Origin of the sequence: Cohnella luojiensis (assembly GCF_004564235.1) — a bacterium.
GTDB lineage: Bacteria > Bacillota > Bacilli > Paenibacillales > Paenibacillaceae > Cohnella > Cohnella luojiensis.
Window position 1 is genome coordinate 15,067 of sequence record NZ_SOMN01000033.1, and the last position, 17,212, is coordinate 32,278.

A 17,212-nucleotide genomic window follows, 5' to 3' on the forward strand; every position below is an offset into this window, starting at 1 on the left:
GGTCTATAATATACCCATATAGGTATGTTGGACGAACGAGGAGGCGTTAAAGAAATGGCTTACGAATACAATGACGATCTCAAGAAAAGGTTGAGGCGGTTAGAAGGGCAGGTACGCGGTGTCCTTCGGTTGATGGAGGAACGCAAAAACTGCAAGGATGTCATTACTCAATTATCTGCGGTACGCAGCGCGGCGGATAAGGCGATTGCAACCATCGTAGCCGAAAATTTGGAGCAATGCATTATTGAAGAGCAAGCGGCTGGCGGAGACACGAAGAGAATGGTGAAGGAAGCGATCGAGCTGCTCGTGAAGAGCCGCTAAAACAGGGCTAGCATGGGAGTCGCAATGGGGCTGTCCCAAAAGTAGTTAAGTTTACTGATGAGATAGCTCACTCGGAGTAAAAAAATCATGGTAAATAGAGAAAAGGTGATGCAGGATCATTTATCCCTGCACCACCATTTCTCTATTTCGGTCAATTGCGGCTTTCTTAAGCAGATTATGGGCAAGCGAAAGCCAGCCGACCTCTAGGCTTACCTTAGGCAAGCCGCGAAGCAGGAAGCGCCGGAATCCCCGATTATTCTTTATTTGTCCAAACACACTTTCCGGCTCAATCATCCGCCTGACGGAAAGCGCGTATCCATCTTCACTTCGAAGCTTGTCCCTAGCTTGCTTCTTCAGACGTATGTACTTCAGACTTACTTTTACTTCTCTATTTCCTTCTGCTTTTGTACACGAAGGTTTTCAATGGACATCCTTCACAGCTCATGCTGCGATAATGACGATACTCAATTTCATATCCGCTTTCGGTTTTCTCTTTGCTTTTGCGGCGAAAAATTAACTTCTGGCCAGCTTTGCATGTCCAGCTATCTTCTTCCTCATTGTAATCCCAGTTGTCTATTTTACTGATATCGCTTTGCCAAGACTTAGATTTTTCTTTATGGTAGGTGCCGTACTTCACAATCGCTTCAACTTTTTCGTTCTTTAGGTAAGCGTAGTTTTCTTCCCCGCCATAACCCGCATCTGCAATAATGGTGCTGGGCAGTTTGCCAAGCACTGACTTTACTTTTTCTAAATGCGGTTTTAGGCACCGCGTATCCGTTGGCCGCTGGTGGAGGCTGTATGCTAAGATAAACTGATTTTCAGTCCCGATCTGCACATTGTAGCCTGGCTTGAGCTGCCCGTTTCTCATGTGGTCTTCTTTCATGCGCATAAACGTGGCATCTTTGTCGGTCTTGCTGTAGCTGTTCCGTTCTCCAAGAATGTTTTGAGCGCCTTCATATTTTCGAAGCCGCGGCAACAGATCTCGGCGGAGCTTGCTTATGGCTTTCTTAAGCGGCTTGTCCTTAGGTTTCTCTTGCAGCGAGAGCTCCAACTGTTTGACAGCCGTCTCTAACTTTTCGCTTGTGATGGCTGCGGCATCGCCTAACTCCAGAAGGTCTTGTCCGTGATGCTCGTTATCTTCTTGTTTTTCTGCTTCTGCAATGGTCGCAAATAACGTCTGAACTTTTTCTTGTAGTTTCATTTTGTGCTTCACGACGGCTTTGCCCCATACAAAGGTGTAACGGTTGGCATTGGCTTCAATCTTTGTGCCGTCCACAAAATAATGCTCCTATGATACATATTTCTCTTCTGCGAGAAACTTAAGGACAGCAGTAAAAAACCGTCTCGAGCACTGCCTTCATCCGCTCGGAACGAAAACGGTTAATGGTGCGGAAGTCCGGCCGTTGCCTGCCGGCGATCCACATGAACATAACATTTTCTCGAACGGCTTTGGCGATCTGACGGGAGGAGTAAATGCGCTGAGTGTAGGCGTAGATGATGACCTTGGTAAGCATCTTGGGATGGTAGCTGTCTCGGCCGCCGCCCGGATAAGCAGAGGAGAAGATTTCGTCGCTCAGCCGATTCACAGCTGTATTAACGACTCGAACAAGATGATTCTGGGGGATGTCTTCCTCAAGATCCATTGGCAGGGTTAATTGGTCCATGGTATATTGAATGTACAAAGAAACCTCTCCTTTTCTAATGGTTGCTCGACACTTCCATTTTACCAAAGGACGGTTTCTTTTTTGTGTTCCTATGGGCTTATTTTTGTTTTAATCGATGAAAAAAAGAGGGGATGAATCTCCTGGAGGAGCGACAGCGTTTGCCTTTGAAATCGTGAAATCTCCTTGCCAAGAGTTTACCTATTCAGATTTCACGATTTCAACAGCAACCGGAAGGAGATTCATCCCCTCAAAATCCATAATCGATATAAAAGAAAGAAGCTGCTCAAAAGTTTCCACTTTCCGCGATTCTATTGAAGATCCCCTCTACACCTTCTTCTACTTTCACATCGGCTTCCACTTTAATACGTTATATAACATCACATATTTAAGTTGTTTTTTGGGTTTCGATTGAACTATCGAGCGATATTTTTGTCTATTTCACAATTTCATGTTAAATAAGTTGACGTATATATATCGTAAATATATATTTCTTATAAGAACAAAAGTCGATTTCGTCCAGTTGTCATATTTTCGGCCGAGCGACGGTAGAGAAACCACATGGATAGAGAGGAGAAACACGCATGTTAAAAAAGGGTTGGGTAGTCATTCTGTCTTTATTAATGGTATTCGCGGTCGCTTGTTCCAATAAGGAGGACGCTTCGCCATCGGCAAGCTCGAGCGCTCCGGCCTCAAGCGAACCGCCGGCAAGCAGCGCGGCGGCGTCCCCGGAGGCATCCCCGTCCGCTTCCGAGAAGCCATTGCCCAAGGTCGCATTCGTGTATATCGGAGTTCCCGGAGACGGCGGCTGGACTTATCAGCATGATATCGGCCGCATAGAGATGGAGAAAGAATTCGGGATAAAATCTACCGTAGTGGAAAACGTACCTGAAGGTCCGGACGCCGAACGGGTTTTCGAGGATTTGGCGAAGGACAACGACATCATCATCGGTACCAGCTTCGGGTATATGGATTCGATGGTCGCGGTAGCCGAGAGGCATCCGGATAAAATTTTCCTCCATAATACCGGATACAAAACCGCGAAGAACCTCGGAACTTACATGGGCCGGGAATATCAAAGCGGATACCTGGTCGGCATGGTCGCAGGTAAAATGACTAAAAACAATAAAATCGGCTACGTTGCCGCGTTCCCGATTCCGGAAGTCGTATACACGATAAACGCTTTTACGTTAGGCGCGCAAAGCGTGAATCCCGACATCGAAGTATCGGTCGTCTGGAGCAATACTTGGTTCGATCCGACGGTAGAACGTCAGGCAGCGGTAAGCTTATTAGATAAAGGAGTCGACGTGCTTGCCGCTTACCAGGATTCGCCTGCAAGCATCCAAGCAGCCGCGGAGAAGAACGTATGGGGAATCGGCAACGACTCTGACATGAGCAGATTCGCACCTGAAACTTACTTAACGAACCCGGTATGGGATTGGGGTCCGTATTACATCGACACGGTCAAGAAGTACATGGACGGCACGTGGAAATCCGAAGCTTACTGGGGCCATATGAGCACCGGAATTACCGACATCGCGCCATTCGGCAAAAACGTTCCTCAAGACGTGAAAGACTTAGTCGAGGCAAAGAAGAAGGAAATCATCGACGGAACGTTCGAAGTGTTCACGGGACCGATTACCGACGCATCCGGCAAAGTACACGGCGAAGCGGGCAAGCCGCTCTCGGATGAAGAAGTTCTCTCGACGAACTGGTTCGTTAAAGGCGTATCCGGTACGATCCCGCAATAAAGAAAGGAGCTGGCGCTATGATAGACGATTTGTCTCCCGCTATGCTGGAACAATGGTATCCGGCGCTACTCTCCTCAGAACTGCACGATAAACCGGTTCCCGCGAAGCTGTTCGGGCAACAAATCGTACTGTTTCGAACCAGCAACGGCGTTCATGCCTTTAAAGATTTGTGCATACACCGGGGTGTTCCCCTTTCATTAGGCAAAGTCGAAAATGATGAACTGGTATGCGCCTATCACGGTTGGCGGTATAACGGGTGCGGGAATTGCGTGAGGATTCCCTCCCTGCCGGCCGATCGGGCCATTCCGGACAAAGCGAAAGCCAGCGCGTACGCCTGCTTCGAACAACATGGGCTCGTCTGGATTTGCCTAGGAACGCCTAAAGCAGACGTCCCGTCATTTTTCGCCAATATGGATGAGGAATTAAAGATCGTACTTATGGGGCCATATGAACTTGCTGCCGCTGGGCCGCGTATCGTGGAGAATTTCTTGGACGTCTCGCATCTGATGTTCGTCCATGAAGGCCTGCTTGGAGATAGCCAATTTCCGGAAATCCAAGACTACCGCGTGAACGAATACAACGGAGTTCTCCGCACGGACGAGATCGTCGTATTCCAGCCGGACGCGGATGGCCGGGGCACGAGCATGAACAGTCATTATACTTACGAGGTATATGGACCGTTCACGGCGGCTTTGATTAAACGGAATCCGGACAATGGAGAAATGTTTCACTTGTTCCTGATGGTGTTGCCCATGACGGAGCAGAAGAGCCGAGCCTACATGCTTAAAGCGCGCAATTACGATAAAGACGCTCCAGACGACGCGTTCATCGCGTTTCAGGACACTTTAATCGAGCAGGACCGCGTGATGGTGGAAAACCAGAAGCCTGAACTTTTGCCGCTTGATCTGCAGGCGGAGCTGCATCTAAAGTGCGACCGGATGAGCATTGCCTATAGGCAACGGCTGAAGCAATGGGGAGTAACTTTCGGCACGGCATAACAAGATTTGGAATAGACCTCGCACAAGCAGATTGTGCGGGGTTTTTCTGTGCAACGGAACATAGGCGATAATTAGAGGGGAAATGTTGCACTTGGTTGTTGCGCATGTTACAACATAGATTACGAAGGCTTTCGTATGATGACAGCAAATCTCAACGCAGGCGTTTTAAGATTTACTGCATGAGGAGTTGAGCGGTATGGTAAAAGAGCCGGATTCGCCTCGCGACGAGGAAGAGAAACGGTTGCTCGTCGTGCTTGAACAGGTAAGCAGAAGGATGCGCAAGGAGCTTGCGTTACTCGGGGACCGGCGGGAAGACGTGGTTGGCATCCGACAGGAATTCTGGGACGACGTGCGGATGAATTTCTCCGATTCCACGGAGGTCGGAGAAACCTGGAGCAGCATCGTGCAGCAGGCGGAGCTGCTCGCGGAGCGGGAGCGCAGCCACAAGGTGGCGTCCGAGGCGGTGGAACGGCTGACGAAGCAGTTCGACTCGCCTTATTTCGCGCGGATTGATTTTGCGGAAAAGGGAAGCTGGACGGAGGTTATCTACATTGGTCGTGCTACCCTGGTAGGGGAAGACGGGGAGACGTTCTACGTCTACGATTGGCGAGCTCCGGTGTCCAGCCTGTTCTACGATCATGAACCGGGACCGGCTTCCTACCGCATACCTGACGGGCGAATGGAGGGAGAGCTTAAGCTCAAGCGCCAGTTCGTCATTCGCGGCGGGCAAATGAAGCATATGTTCGACACATCGGAGACGGTCGGGGATGAAATCCTGCAGGCTGTACTGTCCGAAGGTTCGGATAGCTCGATGAAGAGCATCGTGGCCACCATACAGAAGGAACAGAACGGGATTATCCGCGACGAGAAACACAAGCTGCTTGTCGTGCAAGGCGCGGCGGGAAGCGGGAAAACATCTGCGGCCTTGCAGCGGATCGCTTATTTGCTATATCGATTTCGGGAGACGCTCGGTCCGGACCAGATCATTCTCTTCTCTCCGAATCCCGTATTCAAAGGGTACATCTCCCGCGTGTTGCCGGATCTAGGTGAAGCCAACATGCGGCAGATGACGTTCCGGGAGCTGATCGAAGCTCGTCTTGGACGCAGGTTCGAGGTCGAGGATCTCTTCTCGCAGACGGAAGCTTTAGCGGCAGCGGATGGAACGACGGATGGAGAATCGAGGGAACGGTCGGTTATATACAAGGGTTCGGAGCATTTCTTTATTACGGTTGAAAATTATCTAAAACGGCTTGAGCAGGAGGGAGTGCGTTTCCGTCCTCTGCGCTTCCGCAGCATGACGATCGTATCGGCAGAGGAAATGTCGCAGCGATTCTACGGTATTCGAGCTGCTGACGGATTTGGAACCCGTGCAGCCGGAGTGCGGCGCTGGTTGCTTGAACGGCTTAATGCATGGGTGGATTCCCAGATGGATGAGGCATGGCTTGATGAAGCGGCGGAGCTGGTGGACAGCGAGGAAATCCAGCGTGCCTACGTAGACGTTCGGAGAAGGGGAGGCTTCCACGACGAAGCTTTCGATGACGAAGACCAGATGAGCGCAAGGCTGCGCCGGCGCGTGGCGGAGCAATCGGTGGCTCCATTAGTAAAGGCTGCTCGTAACTTCCGGTTTCTGGACGCGGTCGCGACATACCGCGAGTTGTTCGAGAGCCGTTCTTTGTTCATGTCATGCTCGCCGGACGGCAAGCTGCCGCTTGGCTGGGAATGGATGCTGCAGCGAGCGGAAGAGACGATAGGCCGCAAAGTCATCGATCATGAGGACGCTACGCCGCTGATGTATATCTCGGAAGCGTTGGAAGGATTCCGCCGCGTAGAAGGCGATATTCAGCATGTGTTCGTGGACGAGGCGCAGGATTATTCTCCGTTCCAGGCGGCGTACTTGCGGCGGCGTTATCCGCGCGCTCGGCTGACCGTGCTGGGTGACTTTAACCAAGCGATCTATCTTCAGTCGCAGGAAAACGGCGGTTTCGGAGGCTGGACTCGGCTGATGGCGCCGGAAGCGACATCCGTTCTGCGCCTGACGACGAGCTACCGGTCTACGGAGCCAATCGTGGAATATACGAAAGGCATACTGGCGGAAGAGGACTCGGCGGGCATTACCCCTTTCCATAGGAACGGGGAACCGCCGAGAGTGGTTGCGTGCAAGGATGTCGGACAATTGGGCGAAAACGTCAGTGATGATATTAGCGAGCTGATAGCGCTGGGTTATGGTACGATTGGCGTAATTACGAAAACGGCGCACGAGACCGGCAATGCTTCAGCTCTTCTGAAGGAAAGGCTGCCGGACGACGTGCCGGTTACCCTCGTTACGGGAGGTTCCGCCGAGCTGCCTAAGGGCGTTTCGGTGCTCCCGTCCTACTTGGCCAAAGGGATCGAGTTCGACGCCGTTCTCGTATGGGATGCTTCTTCCGTCCGTTACGGGAAAGAGAAGGATCGGAAGCTGCTGTACACGGTTTGCACCCGTGCCTTGCACGTGTTGCATATCTACCACACCGGCGACGCTTCTCCTTGGCTTCCTAAGTAAGACCCGTAGTAAATGCAACTATGGAGGGAATGAAAGCAATAATATCAATCTCTCGATAGACATGGAGGATTATCATGCATCCAGCGGCAATTGAAACACTGCGAACTTATTACGGTTATAACGAGTTTCGTTCGGGACAGAGCAAGCTGATCGAAGCGATTCTGGCAGGCAAAGACGTGCTGGGCATCATGCCGACGGGAGCGGGGAAGTCTATTTGTTACCAAATACCGGCGATCCTGCTTCCCGGCGTTACGTTGGTCGTCTCTCCGCTTATCTCGCTAATGAAGGATCAGGTCGATTCGCTTAATTCAGCGGGGATCGAGGCGACTTTCATTAATAGCTCGCTCTCCGTGAAAGAGACGAACGAACGGATGAGGCACGTGGCGGCGGGACATTACAAGCTGCTGTACGTTGCTCCGGAACGGTTGGAATCGGAATATTTCAGAGAGCTGGTGCGTAAGCTCGAAATACCGCTTATCGCGGTGGATGAAGCGCATTGCGTATCGCAATGGGGTCACGATTTCCGCCCGAGCTACATGACGATTACGAGGCTGCTTCGGGACATAGAGTCTCGTCCGGTAATGGCGGCATTCACGGCAACTGCGACGGATGTCGTCAAGGACGATATCGTGGAACGGCTTAAGCTGCGCGATCCGGTGAGGGTGACAACCGGTTACGCTCGCGATAACCTTGCTCTAACTGTCGTCAAGGATGTGGACAAGCGCGATTATGTCGCTAGATTCATCAAGGAACACTCGGATCAGGCAGGCATAATCTATGCTTCCACTCGTCGCGAGGTAGAAAGCGTCTTCTCGTTCGTCCATTCCTTGAAAGTGCCTGTGGGGAAGTACCACGCGGGACTAAGCGAAGAGGAACGCGCCCGCACTCAAGACGCTTTTCAGAGAGATGACTTGCAGATTATCGTCGCAACGAACGCTTTCGGGATGGGAATAGACAAGTCGAACGTTCGATACGTCATTCATAACAATATGCCGAAGAACTTAGAGGCGTATTACCAGGAAGCAGGGCGTGCGGGTCGCGACGGAGAGCCGGGGGAGTGCGTGCTGCTGTTCTCTCCGCAGGACGTCGTCACCCAGAAGTTCTTCATCGAGCAGAGCGAAGCAGGGGAAGAGCGCAAGAAGAACGATTACCGGCTGCTCAACGAGATGGTGCAGTATTCGCATACCGGAGAATGCCTTCAGATGACGATCGTCCGCTATTTCGGCGAGGAGAACGGCAAGCCCTGCGGAACTTGCGCGAACTGCACGGATACGCGGGAGCGGAAGGATGTTACGGAGGAAGCAAGGCTAATATTTGCGTGCGTATCCGAAATGCGGCAGCGGTTCGGCGTAACGTTGACGGCGAAAGTACTGCGAGGCGCGAACGACGCGAAAATTCGGCAATTCAACTTCGACAGGCTGAGGACTTACGGCCTGTTGAAGCACATGCAGGAAAAATCGCTAACGCAGCTTATTCATGCGCTTGTGGCGGACGGTTACTTGCGGATGTCGGATACGGCCTACCCGGTCGTTCAGTTAACAGAGCAAGTTCTGGACGTGATGAAAGGGGAGGAGCGCGTCTACCGTAAGGTGGAGCCGGAGATACCGACCGTATCCCGGAGCAGCAGGTCTTCCTCCAGGTATGGCAGCGGGACTTCGGCGTCGACTTCGGGGAGCGTTGCGAATCCCGAGCTGTTCAACGAGTTGCGCCAGCTTCGCAAGAAGATCGCGGACTCGGAGAATCTCCCGCCTTTCGTTATCTTCCACGACGCGACGCTTCAGGAGATGTGCAGGGCCATGCCGACGACAGAGCGGGCGATGCGCGCGGTCAAAGGTATCGGCGATGCGAAGTACGCCAAATACGGACGAGATTTTCTGGAACTTATACAACGATATAGCTGAGCAAACGAAAAGCCCGGGACTCTTGAGGAGTTCCGGGCTTCCGTACGTTAGCTGTCTTAGGTCAGGCATACTTGATCTCCACGGGCACCATGCTCGCATGCTGGGGATACCATTTCGGGATTCCGTATTTTTTCATGTAGCCGAGCACGTTAAGATCGCTTTCCACGCTCTTTTCCTCGTTCATCTTCTCAAGCAGCTTCCAGCAGGCATATACGTCGTTGAGGGAACGATGCGCTCCTTCCAGCTCGATTCCGTAACGGTTGCACATTTCTTTCAGGTTATGCGGATATGTATGACGGTCTCTGCAGATGGTCAGCGTATCGAGAAACGGGTTGCTGAACGACCTGTTGGCGAGTCTAAGTAAGGTATGATGCAGGAAGCTTAAGTCAAACATTGCGTTATGGGCGACGATTGTGCTATCTCCGATTAACCTGTTCAAGATTCGAAAGGCTGTCTCCTCATCCATGCCATTCACCAGATCGTTCGAGGTGATGCCGGTAATTTCCGTAATCTTAGGCGCAAGAGCCCCGTCGAAGCGAATGAGCGTGTTGAACTGGCTAACGATTTCGCCGCCGTAGCAGCGTATGGCCGCCATCTCGATGACGCGATCGCGAGCCGGATCAAGACCGCTGGTCTCGAAGTCCAGCACGGTGATATTGTCTAGTATCAAGGCTGTGCCTCCTCTCCTTTAGGAATAGATTCTATAGACGTAAGGATCCTTGGGAGCGGGAATCGATTCCCAGGAAGTTACCCGAAGCACAGGGATCGTCTGCTTGAACGGCTGGTAGAACTCGGACGTGAGCTTGCCGGTGACATGCACCCAATCATCGTCGTTTAGCTTCGTGCCCTTCGGAAAGTCGACAAGCATCCCGAACACGCCCGAATCGGCGGCGCAATGAATGAAACCGAAGCGGAAGACGAAGTAGTGATCCCCGTCCACTTGCTCTCCCTTGTAAGCAAACCCGTCAAACGAGATCGTCTTCCCCATAAACTCGCCGGGGAAATTATAGATAACCTCCATGCCTTTCATATAGGTATTGTCGTCCAGAGGGATTTGGCTGAGGCTGAGAAACTCGGCTAGCTCTTTGTTCTTAACCGTTTCGTAGCCTTCCTTACCATAGAATACGCTAGAATCCGGCTTAAGGAATTGATGCTGTCCCGGGTTCTTATCGGACATAGCGCCATCCGCGGAAGGAAAAGAGATGCCCTTCGCCTTCACGAAGCTAGAATCCAACGTCTGCACCGGCAAGAATATCCCCGTGAAGATGGGGAAGCTGAGGATCAAGTAGCCGATCGTCCGCTTCCATCTGGAGGAAGACTCATGGGAGTGGCCGTGGTCGTCGTGAGCGTGATGATGGTGCTCGTGATCGTGACTGTGGTCATGGTGATGTTCATACTCATGCGGGTGCTGGTGATCGTCGTGTTGCTGCGCGGCCACCTCTTTCTTTTTCTCCATTTGCTCAAGACGGTACATCCGCGCAACCTCTATCACGCACAGCAGCAGTAGAATAACGATAGCGCTGATCGATAGATAGGCATAGCGGGTATTGATGTACTTATTTAGTTGGCCCTGAAAATGAATGAGAGAGAACATAAGGGCAAAACCGAACAAAATATAAAACCGGATCATCCGATTAACCTCCCCACGATTAAGGATCCTGCTAGCGTGCTGACGGCGACGAGAGCGATAAGGACGATGACGAACTTCGTGCGGAATGACCCCAGCAACATTAAGGTATTCTTAATATCGATCATCGGACCGAATACGAGGAACGCGGACAAGGCCCCCATCGAGAACGTGCTTCGGAACGATGAGGCGATGAAGGCGTCCGCTTCCGAGCAGAGAGACATCGTGAAGGCAAGGGCCATCATGACCAGGGAGGCCGTCAAGGGATTGCTTCCAATGTGCAGCAACGACGAGGTCGGGATGAACGTCTGCATACAGGCCGCGATGAATGCGCCTAGCACGAGATATTTTCCGACGGAGAAAAATTCATCGACGGCATGGAGAAGCACGGAGCCGAGCCTTGGAATCATCGGCACGCGTTTGTTAACGATGACGGTTTGTTCAGTAGCGGCCGCCACCTGTTGCCCGTTTACCCTCAGAGGGAGCACTGGAAATAATAAAGCTATGGACATCGATACCACCAGCGCAACGGCGAACGCCATTCCTGCGCGGATAGCGACAACTCTCCAATCGTTACCGAAAGCTATATAGGTAGAAAATAGAACGATCGGATTGACGATCGGACCCGTGAGCATGAAGGCGATTCCGGCGTTGAGCGGAACTCCTTTGTTCAGCAGACGGCGGGTAATCGGCACGATACCGCATTCGCACGAAGGAAACAGAATTCCGACGCTGCAACCGAACAGCGAGGCAAGGAACCGGTTCTTGGGCATGATACGCGCGATCCAACGTTCCGTTATGAAGGACTGAATGACTCCTGAGATCAACACTCCGAGGAGCACGAACGGGATGGCTTCCATGATCATGCTTAGGAAGATCGTATTCATCTGGAGAAAAGTTTTCATGCTGCACCTGCTAGAGTTTGATATGGAGCGATGAGTCTAGATTAACATATCGACTCTAGGAATGCCTTAATGGAAAGAGAATCGCGCGCAGAAACGGCGAAAATATTGGGAATACTGATGCAGGCTATGATTAAATAGACTAACGCCTAATCAGTTGGAGTGATGGATTTGAAAGCTTTGGTATTTCATGAATTCGGCGGTCCGGAAGTATTGCAAATAAACGAGGTGGCGGATCCGGAGTTGTTGGCTGGATCCGTTGTTGTTCGCACGAAAGCCATAGGCCTGAATTTCGCGGATATATATAGGCGTCGCGGCAACTATCATCTCGTAGGACAACCCCCTTATATCCTTGGATACGAAGGTGCAGGAGTTGTGGAGCAAGTGGGGGAAGATGTCACGAGTATTCAGGTTGGCGATCGAGTAGGTTTTGCGGATGTCCCCTTTGCGAATGCAGAGTTGGTGCTTGTATCCGCTGACCGTATAATTCCTCTCCCTCAAGAGATTTCTTATGAGCAAGCGGCGTCCGTATTGCTACAAGGTTTAACCGCCCATTATCTAGTGAATGACAGTTTTTCAGTCGGCTCCGGAGATGAAGTGTTGGTGCATGCGGCACCAGGCGGCGTGGGCCAATTGTTGATTCAACTTTGCAAAATAAAGGGAGCAAGGGTGCTAGGCCTGACTTCAAGCAACGCAAAGCGGGATGTGGCGTTGACCGTTGGAGCGGATGAGGTGCTATTATACGGGGACGGGGAACGGGATTGGGTTCATTCGGCGAGGGATTGGTCCGTTGGAGGAGACGGAGTATCCGTCGTTTACGATTCCGTTGGCTCAACGCTGATGGGCAGCTTCGGTGCGGCGAGAACGAAAGGAACGGTCGTTTTCTACGGGATGGCCGGGGGAGATCCGGCACTGGTTGATCCGCGAATGTTAATGGATACATCCAAGACGCTCACGGGAGGCGACCTTTGGAACCACGTGACCACTCATGAGGAACGCGTGAGACGGTCTTCTTCCTTATTCGGCGACCTAATGGCAGGACGGCTCCGATTGGACAAACCGCAGCTGTTCGCGTTAAACGACGGAGCAGAAGCCCATCGCTTGATGGAGAGCCGTTTAAGCACGGGAAAAATAGTATTGGTTCCGTGAAGAAGAGATGATAATAAACCTGCGCAGAGGAATAATAAAACTAAAGCTGAGTCCAATCAACCGCATTCGCCGGAGCGATCCAGCCAGCCATTCTTGCTGCGATTAATCCATCCTGTACCAGCCACTCGAACGCAAGGAGGGTAAACAACAAACCCGCAATAATGAATCCGCCAAGCGCTACCGCATAGCCGTCTCATGCTGTAACTTTCCTCCTGGCAAGCGTTATCTTTGAATATACCTGTTCATGGGATATAATAAGTCAGCGAGCTTTTTTTAGTCATGAGGAGGATTTACCTTGAACCAAACGATTACGATTAATAAAAAAGAAATAGCCGTGACCTTCACTAACTATTTCGATTCCGTGCTTGGCGAATTTTTGTTCAAGCAGGTCATGTGCGATGTATATATGCCTGGCAATGAGGTTGTCCCGATCGCCGTCGAGAAGGAGCAAATCAGGCTCGTGATCGAAGGCTTCAAGAAGCGCCCGGAGCTTCACGACGAAATCCCTAAAGAAAATATCAAGGGCAAATCCTACTACGTCATCAACTCGAGAATGCGTTACGATCTCGATTGGCTGAAAGGAACCAAGCCTGCTAGACCGATCTCTCTTGCCGAGCACGAGAAGATGAAAGCGGATGAAGCCCGCGGTATTAAACCGGTTCCTCCTGCAGCGAACCCGACCGAAACTCCCGAGCCTCCTAAGCCTGAGCCGGAGCAGCCGAAAGCTCCCGAGTATAAGGATAACAGACGCAAATTTTTGCTCTCCAAGGGCTTCAAGCACAATCTGGCGACGAATAATTGGGAAGTCAAGGATATCCGTTTTCCCGATTCCAAGATCGATAAATCCGCATCCGACGAAGAGTTCGCGGAGGGAATGAACCGCCTGCTGGACGCTTCGTACCAGAACCATCTGAAACGCAAGAAACCTTCGAATAGCGCGGAAAGCAAACCCAAATGAACCGAATCCTTCCGTTTTCCCTTAGTCTTCTAAGCGAAACGGATTTTTATTTCCCGCAGGAGATTTGACATAATATCGAAGTAGACGGAAAAACCGGTTCGGGTTATCATCAACAAGGGTAAGAGCATCATGAAAAGGAGTTTGACCATGTTACAGCGAATAAAAACAACCTGGTTTTCCAATATACGCGCGGATGTATTAGCTGGCATTACGACGGTTATGGCATTAATTCCCGACTCGCTTGCATTTGCCTTCATCGCCGGAGTTAATCCGATGATCAGCATCTATTCGACGATCTGCATTCTCGTCTTGATATCGATATTCGGCGGCCGGCCGGCAATGGTATCTTCGACGGCAGGATCGATGGCCGTTCTGATGACGGCGCTCGTTGCCCAGCATGGAGTGGAATACTTGTTCGCGGCAACCATTCTCACAGGCATCATCCAATTGGCGATGGGTTTGTTTAAAATGGGAAGATGGATGAGCTTCGTGCCGTACTCGGTTATTACCGGATTCATTAATTCGCTGGCGATCCTTATCTTCATCTCTCAGCTTCGCTATTTTGAAGGTCAATCCTGGCTCATGTACGCAATGGTCGTCGCCACGCTAGCCATTATCTATATTTTGCCCAAATTCACGAAAGCCGTGCCTTCGCCGCTCGTTGCGGTCGGTTTTATGACCGTAGTCGTCGTCTTCACGCAGATGAACTTAAGCGCAGTAGGCGATCTTGCGAATATCGAGCCTACGATTCCCTTCTTGCATATTCCGAATATCCCCTTCACATGGGATACGCTATGGATTTTATTGCCCACGGCGTTCTCTCTGGCCGTTGTCGGCTATTCGGAAACTCTCCTAACGCAGACGATTATCGACGAGATGACGGAAGAGAAGACGAGCAAGGACAAGGAGATGAAGGGTCAGGGGATCGCGAATACGGTTACCGGATTTTTCGGAGGAATGGCCGGATGCGCGCTAATCGCGGAATCCGCTATTAACGTGAAGGTCGGCGGACGGGGAAGATTATCTACGCTTGTTGCCGGTTTGGTACTGCTTATTCTCGTCTTCGTGCTCGATGACGTGCTCAATAGCATTCCGATTGCTGCCCTCGTCGGCGTCATGATGATGGTGTGCATCGAAATCTTCGACTGGAATTATTTCCGCAATATTCGCAGCAAGCCGAAAGCTCATACCGCTATTATGCTTATCACCGTAGCTATCGTCGTCGCAACTCACGACTTGGCGATCGGCGTTATCGTAGGAGTGCTTCTAAGCGTGCTGGTTTACGCTTATCGTTCCGCAACCCAGCTTCATATCGAGGAGGAGCAGGTTGGCGACGAGAAAGTATACCGCATACGAGGGCAACTCTTCTTCGTTTCCAGCGATAAGCTGCTAGACCGGATCGATTTCAATGACGACAACGATAAAGTATGCTTGGATCTGACGGCGACTCACGTATGGGACCATACGGCCTCGAAGACGTTGGACAAAATCGTCGTTAGACTGCAGAACAAAGGGAAATCGGTTCGCGTGCTGCATAGGCACCTCAGCCCCACTAAATCCGCATAAACATCAACGTACTAGACACATCTAGCTTTAAATCCTAATAGTGTATGGGGAGAGAAGCGGAGGAGGGATCTGCCGATGAGCGGATTCGATAACCGGACGGCAATATTCCTGGCGTCCGCGTGTAGTCAAACCTATGCGCACTATAACGATCCGAATGAGAAATTCGTCATACCTGCGACCTATGAGCTCGTTACGGATTTTCACGCCAAATCGTTAACGGGTATCTCGGAGAAATTCGGATTCATCATTCAATCCAACACGCACGCGATCGTAGCCTTCCGGGGTACGAGCTCGACGACGGACGGGGTTTCGGATGCGAGGGCTTCCCAGACAAGGTTTAAGTGCATGAGGAATGCGGGACAAACCCATCGCGGGTTCTCCGATATCTATTACTCGGCAAGGGAGTCGATATTGGACGCTCTTGAAAAGTTATCGACTAATAAAGCCGTCTATATTACCGGACATAGTCTTGGAGGTGCATTGGCCACTTTGTGCGCGCTTGATGTGGTCAACAATTCAGCGTTCCGACCTCCCGTCGTCTACACTTTCGGTTCCCCGCGAGTCGGAGATTACCAATTCGCTAAATCCTATGAGAGTAAAATAGATGAAAGCTATCGGGTGCACAACCGCTTCGACGTGGTTACTCATTTGCCGCCGCAGACCTTCAAGCTCCCGAAGGACGACAAGACTTATGACTATGAGCATGTTCGTACATCGGAGGCGCTCGCCTTCCATAACGGCTCGATTCTCGCTAATCACGCTATCGGCAGCTATTATTCGGTGCTTGCAAAGAGGGACCCCTTGTTTGCAGAAGAACTTAATAGGGGGAGTCCGGGATTTTGCCCCGATTATGCGAGAAGTGAAGGAAGGATTATAACCTTGCGCTCCCGCTCATGAAGTTCATGATAGCTTATTCGACGTATAGGTTTCAGTGAAGCGCGGAAGCGTTATACTTATCTTAATCACCGGTTACTGGATAGCATTCAAACGCTCGTAACCTATCGTATCGGAGGAAAAAACCATGAGTCACATCGTTATTATTTCAGGCAGCCCAACGCCGGGCTCCCGACTGAACGGAGTCATCCAGCGTGTTGAAAGCAAGTGGATCGAGCAAGGCATTAAGATAAGCCATATTCGAGTATCGGAGCTTCCGGCCGAGGCGTTGCTTCATGCCAACTTCAAAGACGAGAAAATCTTAGATGCGCTGGCTCTGGTGGAATCCGCTAGCGGCGTCGTCATCGCGAGTCCGGTATACAAAGCTTCCTTCACGGGAATCTTAAAAGCCTTCCTGGATCTGTTTCCGCAAACGGGACTTAAAGGCAAGGCAACATTGCCGCTATTCATCGGCGGAACGATCGCGCATCTGCTGAGCTTGGATTACGCGTTGAAACCGATTCTCTCCGTCTTAGGCAGCCGGAACATTCTTGGCGGAGTCTATGCCATCGACCAGTGGGTGCAGAGGCTCGACGACGGCGGATTTGAGTTGTCCGAGGAATTGAAGGAGCGTCTGGATCGTTCGGCGGAAGAGATGGCCGAGGAGATCACGTGGATCGGGATTCGCTCCAAGGAGAAAATTGTTATTTCTTAGTTCGCGAAACCAACCCGATTTGTGGATTTAACCCGCTCGTAGCGGCTTAAATGCTCGAAGCCTGAAGTTCTTAACGGCATTCGGTGTTACGCGGTGCAGCTATCGTGCAGGTTCGAGGGCAGATCGAGGGCACTTAACTACACACGGTGCACACTTTTCCGTAAAGTGGTGAGCGAAGGGCGGGCAACGGGTCGCGTAGCGGCAGGATTTGCCGTTAAGCCCGCGCAAGTGGCGGGCAACGGACCGCGTAG

Annotated in this window: 13 protein-coding genes and 1 pseudogene; 10 read left to right on the forward strand and 4 right to left on the reverse strand. The window is 51.3% G+C overall.

All coding sequences use genetic code 11. The features are described from left to right. Window positions 1-54: 54 nt before the first annotated feature. Window positions 55-321 carry a metal-sensitive transcriptional regulator gene (locus E2980_RS18850; protein WP_135153816.1) on the forward strand — a complete coding sequence of 89 codons (267 nt, stop codon included), beginning with the start codon at window positions 55-57 and terminating at the stop codon, window positions 319-321. A gap of 120 nt (window positions 322-441) precedes the next feature. Here E2980_RS18850 and E2980_RS18855 read toward each other — a convergent pair. Beyond that, a pseudogene (locus E2980_RS18855) lies at window positions 442-2,003 on the reverse strand (IS1182 family transposase). A 563-nt stretch (window positions 2,004-2,566) separates the two neighbouring features. Between E2980_RS18855 and E2980_RS18865 the strand changes: the two are divergent. The 4 genes from E2980_RS18865 (at window position 2,567) to recQ (ending at window position 9,171) form a co-directional block, all read left to right on the forward strand. Further along, window positions 2,567-3,733, forward strand: a complete 1,167-nt coding sequence (locus E2980_RS18865; RefSeq protein ID WP_135153774.1) for a BMP family ABC transporter substrate-binding protein — start codon at window positions 2,567-2,569, stop codon at window positions 3,731-3,733. Between the two features lie 17 nt (window positions 3,734-3,750). Further along, window positions 3,751-4,731, forward strand: coding sequence for an aromatic ring-hydroxylating dioxygenase subunit alpha (locus E2980_RS18870; protein WP_135153775.1), 981 nt, complete (start codon window positions 3,751-3,753; stop codon window positions 4,729-4,731). 196 nt (window positions 4,732-4,927) lie between these two features. Continuing rightward, window positions 4,928-7,270 carry an RNA polymerase recycling motor HelD gene (gene helD, locus E2980_RS18875; protein WP_135153776.1) on the forward strand — a complete coding sequence of 781 codons (2,343 nt, stop codon included), beginning with the start codon at window positions 4,928-4,930 and terminating at the stop codon, window positions 7,268-7,270. 74 nt (window positions 7,271-7,344) lie between these two features. Further along, on the forward strand, window positions 7,345-9,171 hold the full coding sequence (gene recQ / locus E2980_RS18880; RefSeq protein WP_135153777.1) for a DNA helicase RecQ: 1,827 nt from the start codon (window positions 7,345-7,347) through the stop codon (window positions 9,169-9,171). Between the two features lie 61 nt (window positions 9,172-9,232). Here recQ and E2980_RS18885 read toward each other — a convergent pair whose 3' ends face one another. From E2980_RS18885 to E2980_RS18895, 3 genes are read right to left on the reverse strand one after another with little or no spacing between them, the layout of a single operon-like run. Next, window positions 9,233-9,841 (reverse strand): 3'-5' exonuclease, encoded by a 609-nt coding sequence (locus E2980_RS18885; protein WP_240703097.1) that lies wholly within the window; start codon window positions 9,839-9,841, stop codon window positions 9,233-9,235. 18 nt (window positions 9,842-9,859) lie between these two features. After that, the gene (locus E2980_RS18890) at window positions 9,860-10,801 is read right to left on the reverse strand and encodes a TIGR03943 family putative permease subunit (protein ID WP_135153778.1); all 942 of its coding nucleotides are present in this window, start codon (window positions 10,799-10,801) and stop codon (window positions 9,860-9,862) included. After that, window positions 10,798-11,703, reverse strand: a complete 906-nt coding sequence (locus tag E2980_RS18895) for a permease (RefSeq protein ID WP_135153779.1) — start codon at window positions 11,701-11,703, stop codon at window positions 10,798-10,800. Before E2980_RS18895 ends, E2980_RS18890 begins: the two co-directional genes overlap by 4 nt. A 168-nt stretch (window positions 11,704-11,871) precedes the next feature. Here E2980_RS18895 and E2980_RS18900 point away from each other — a divergent pair, with 168 nt between their 5' ends. From E2980_RS18900 to ssuE, 5 genes are all read left to right on the forward strand, one after another. Continuing rightward, a complete protein-coding gene (locus tag E2980_RS18900) occupies window positions 11,872-12,849 on the forward strand; it encodes a quinone oxidoreductase family protein (RefSeq protein WP_135153818.1) in 978 nt (325 codons plus the stop codon). A gap of 295 nt (window positions 12,850-13,144) precedes the next feature. Next, window positions 13,145-13,807: a hypothetical protein gene (locus E2980_RS18905; RefSeq protein WP_135153780.1), complete on the forward strand. Its 663-nt coding sequence runs from the start codon at window positions 13,145-13,147 to the stop codon at window positions 13,805-13,807. A 147-nt stretch (window positions 13,808-13,954) separates the two neighbouring features. Then, a complete protein-coding gene (locus tag E2980_RS18910; RefSeq protein ID WP_135153781.1) occupies window positions 13,955-15,373 on the forward strand; it encodes a SulP family inorganic anion transporter in 1,419 nt (472 codons plus the stop codon). A 75-nt stretch (window positions 15,374-15,448) separates the two neighbouring features. Then, window positions 15,449-16,270 (forward strand): lipase family protein, encoded by an 822-nt coding sequence (locus tag E2980_RS18915; protein ID WP_135153782.1) that lies wholly within the window; start codon window positions 15,449-15,451, stop codon window positions 16,268-16,270. Between the two features lie 124 nt (window positions 16,271-16,394). Then, complete coding sequence (ssuE, locus tag E2980_RS18920) at window positions 16,395-16,961, forward strand: NADPH-dependent FMN reductase (protein WP_135153783.1); 567 nt, start codon at window positions 16,395-16,397, stop codon at window positions 16,959-16,961. Window positions 16,962-17,212 lie beyond the last annotated feature (251 nt).

Coding starts and splice junctions, on each gene's coding strand:
- E2980_RS18850 (WP_135153816.1), top strand. CDS start 55: ATGGCTTACGAATACAATGACGATCTCAAGAAAAGGTTGAGGCGGTTA.
- E2980_RS18865 (WP_135153774.1), top strand. CDS start 2,567: ATGTTAAAAAAGGGTTGGGTAGTCATTCTGTCTTTATTAATGGTATTC.
- E2980_RS18870 (WP_135153775.1), top strand. CDS start 3,751: ATGATAGACGATTTGTCTCCCGCTATGCTGGAACAATGGTATCCGGCG.
- helD (WP_135153776.1), top strand. CDS start 4,928: ATGGTAAAAGAGCCGGATTCGCCTCGCGACGAGGAAGAGAAACGGTTG.
- recQ (WP_135153777.1), top strand. CDS start 7,345: ATGCATCCAGCGGCAATTGAAACACTGCGAACTTATTACGGTTATAAC.
- E2980_RS18890 (WP_135153778.1), bottom strand. CDS start 10,801: ATGATCCGGTTTTATATTTTGTTCGGTTTTGCCCTTATGTTCTCTCTC.
- E2980_RS18895 (WP_135153779.1), bottom strand. CDS start 11,703: ATGAAAACTTTTCTCCAGATGAATACGATCTTCCTAAGCATGATCATG.
- E2980_RS18910 (WP_135153781.1), top strand. CDS start 13,955: ATGTTACAGCGAATAAAAACAACCTGGTTTTCCAATATACGCGCGGAT.
- E2980_RS18915 (WP_135153782.1), top strand. CDS start 15,449: ATGAGCGGATTCGATAACCGGACGGCAATATTCCTGGCGTCCGCGTGT.
- ssuE (WP_135153783.1), top strand. CDS start 16,395: ATGAGTCACATCGTTATTATTTCAGGCAGCCCAACGCCGGGCTCCCGA.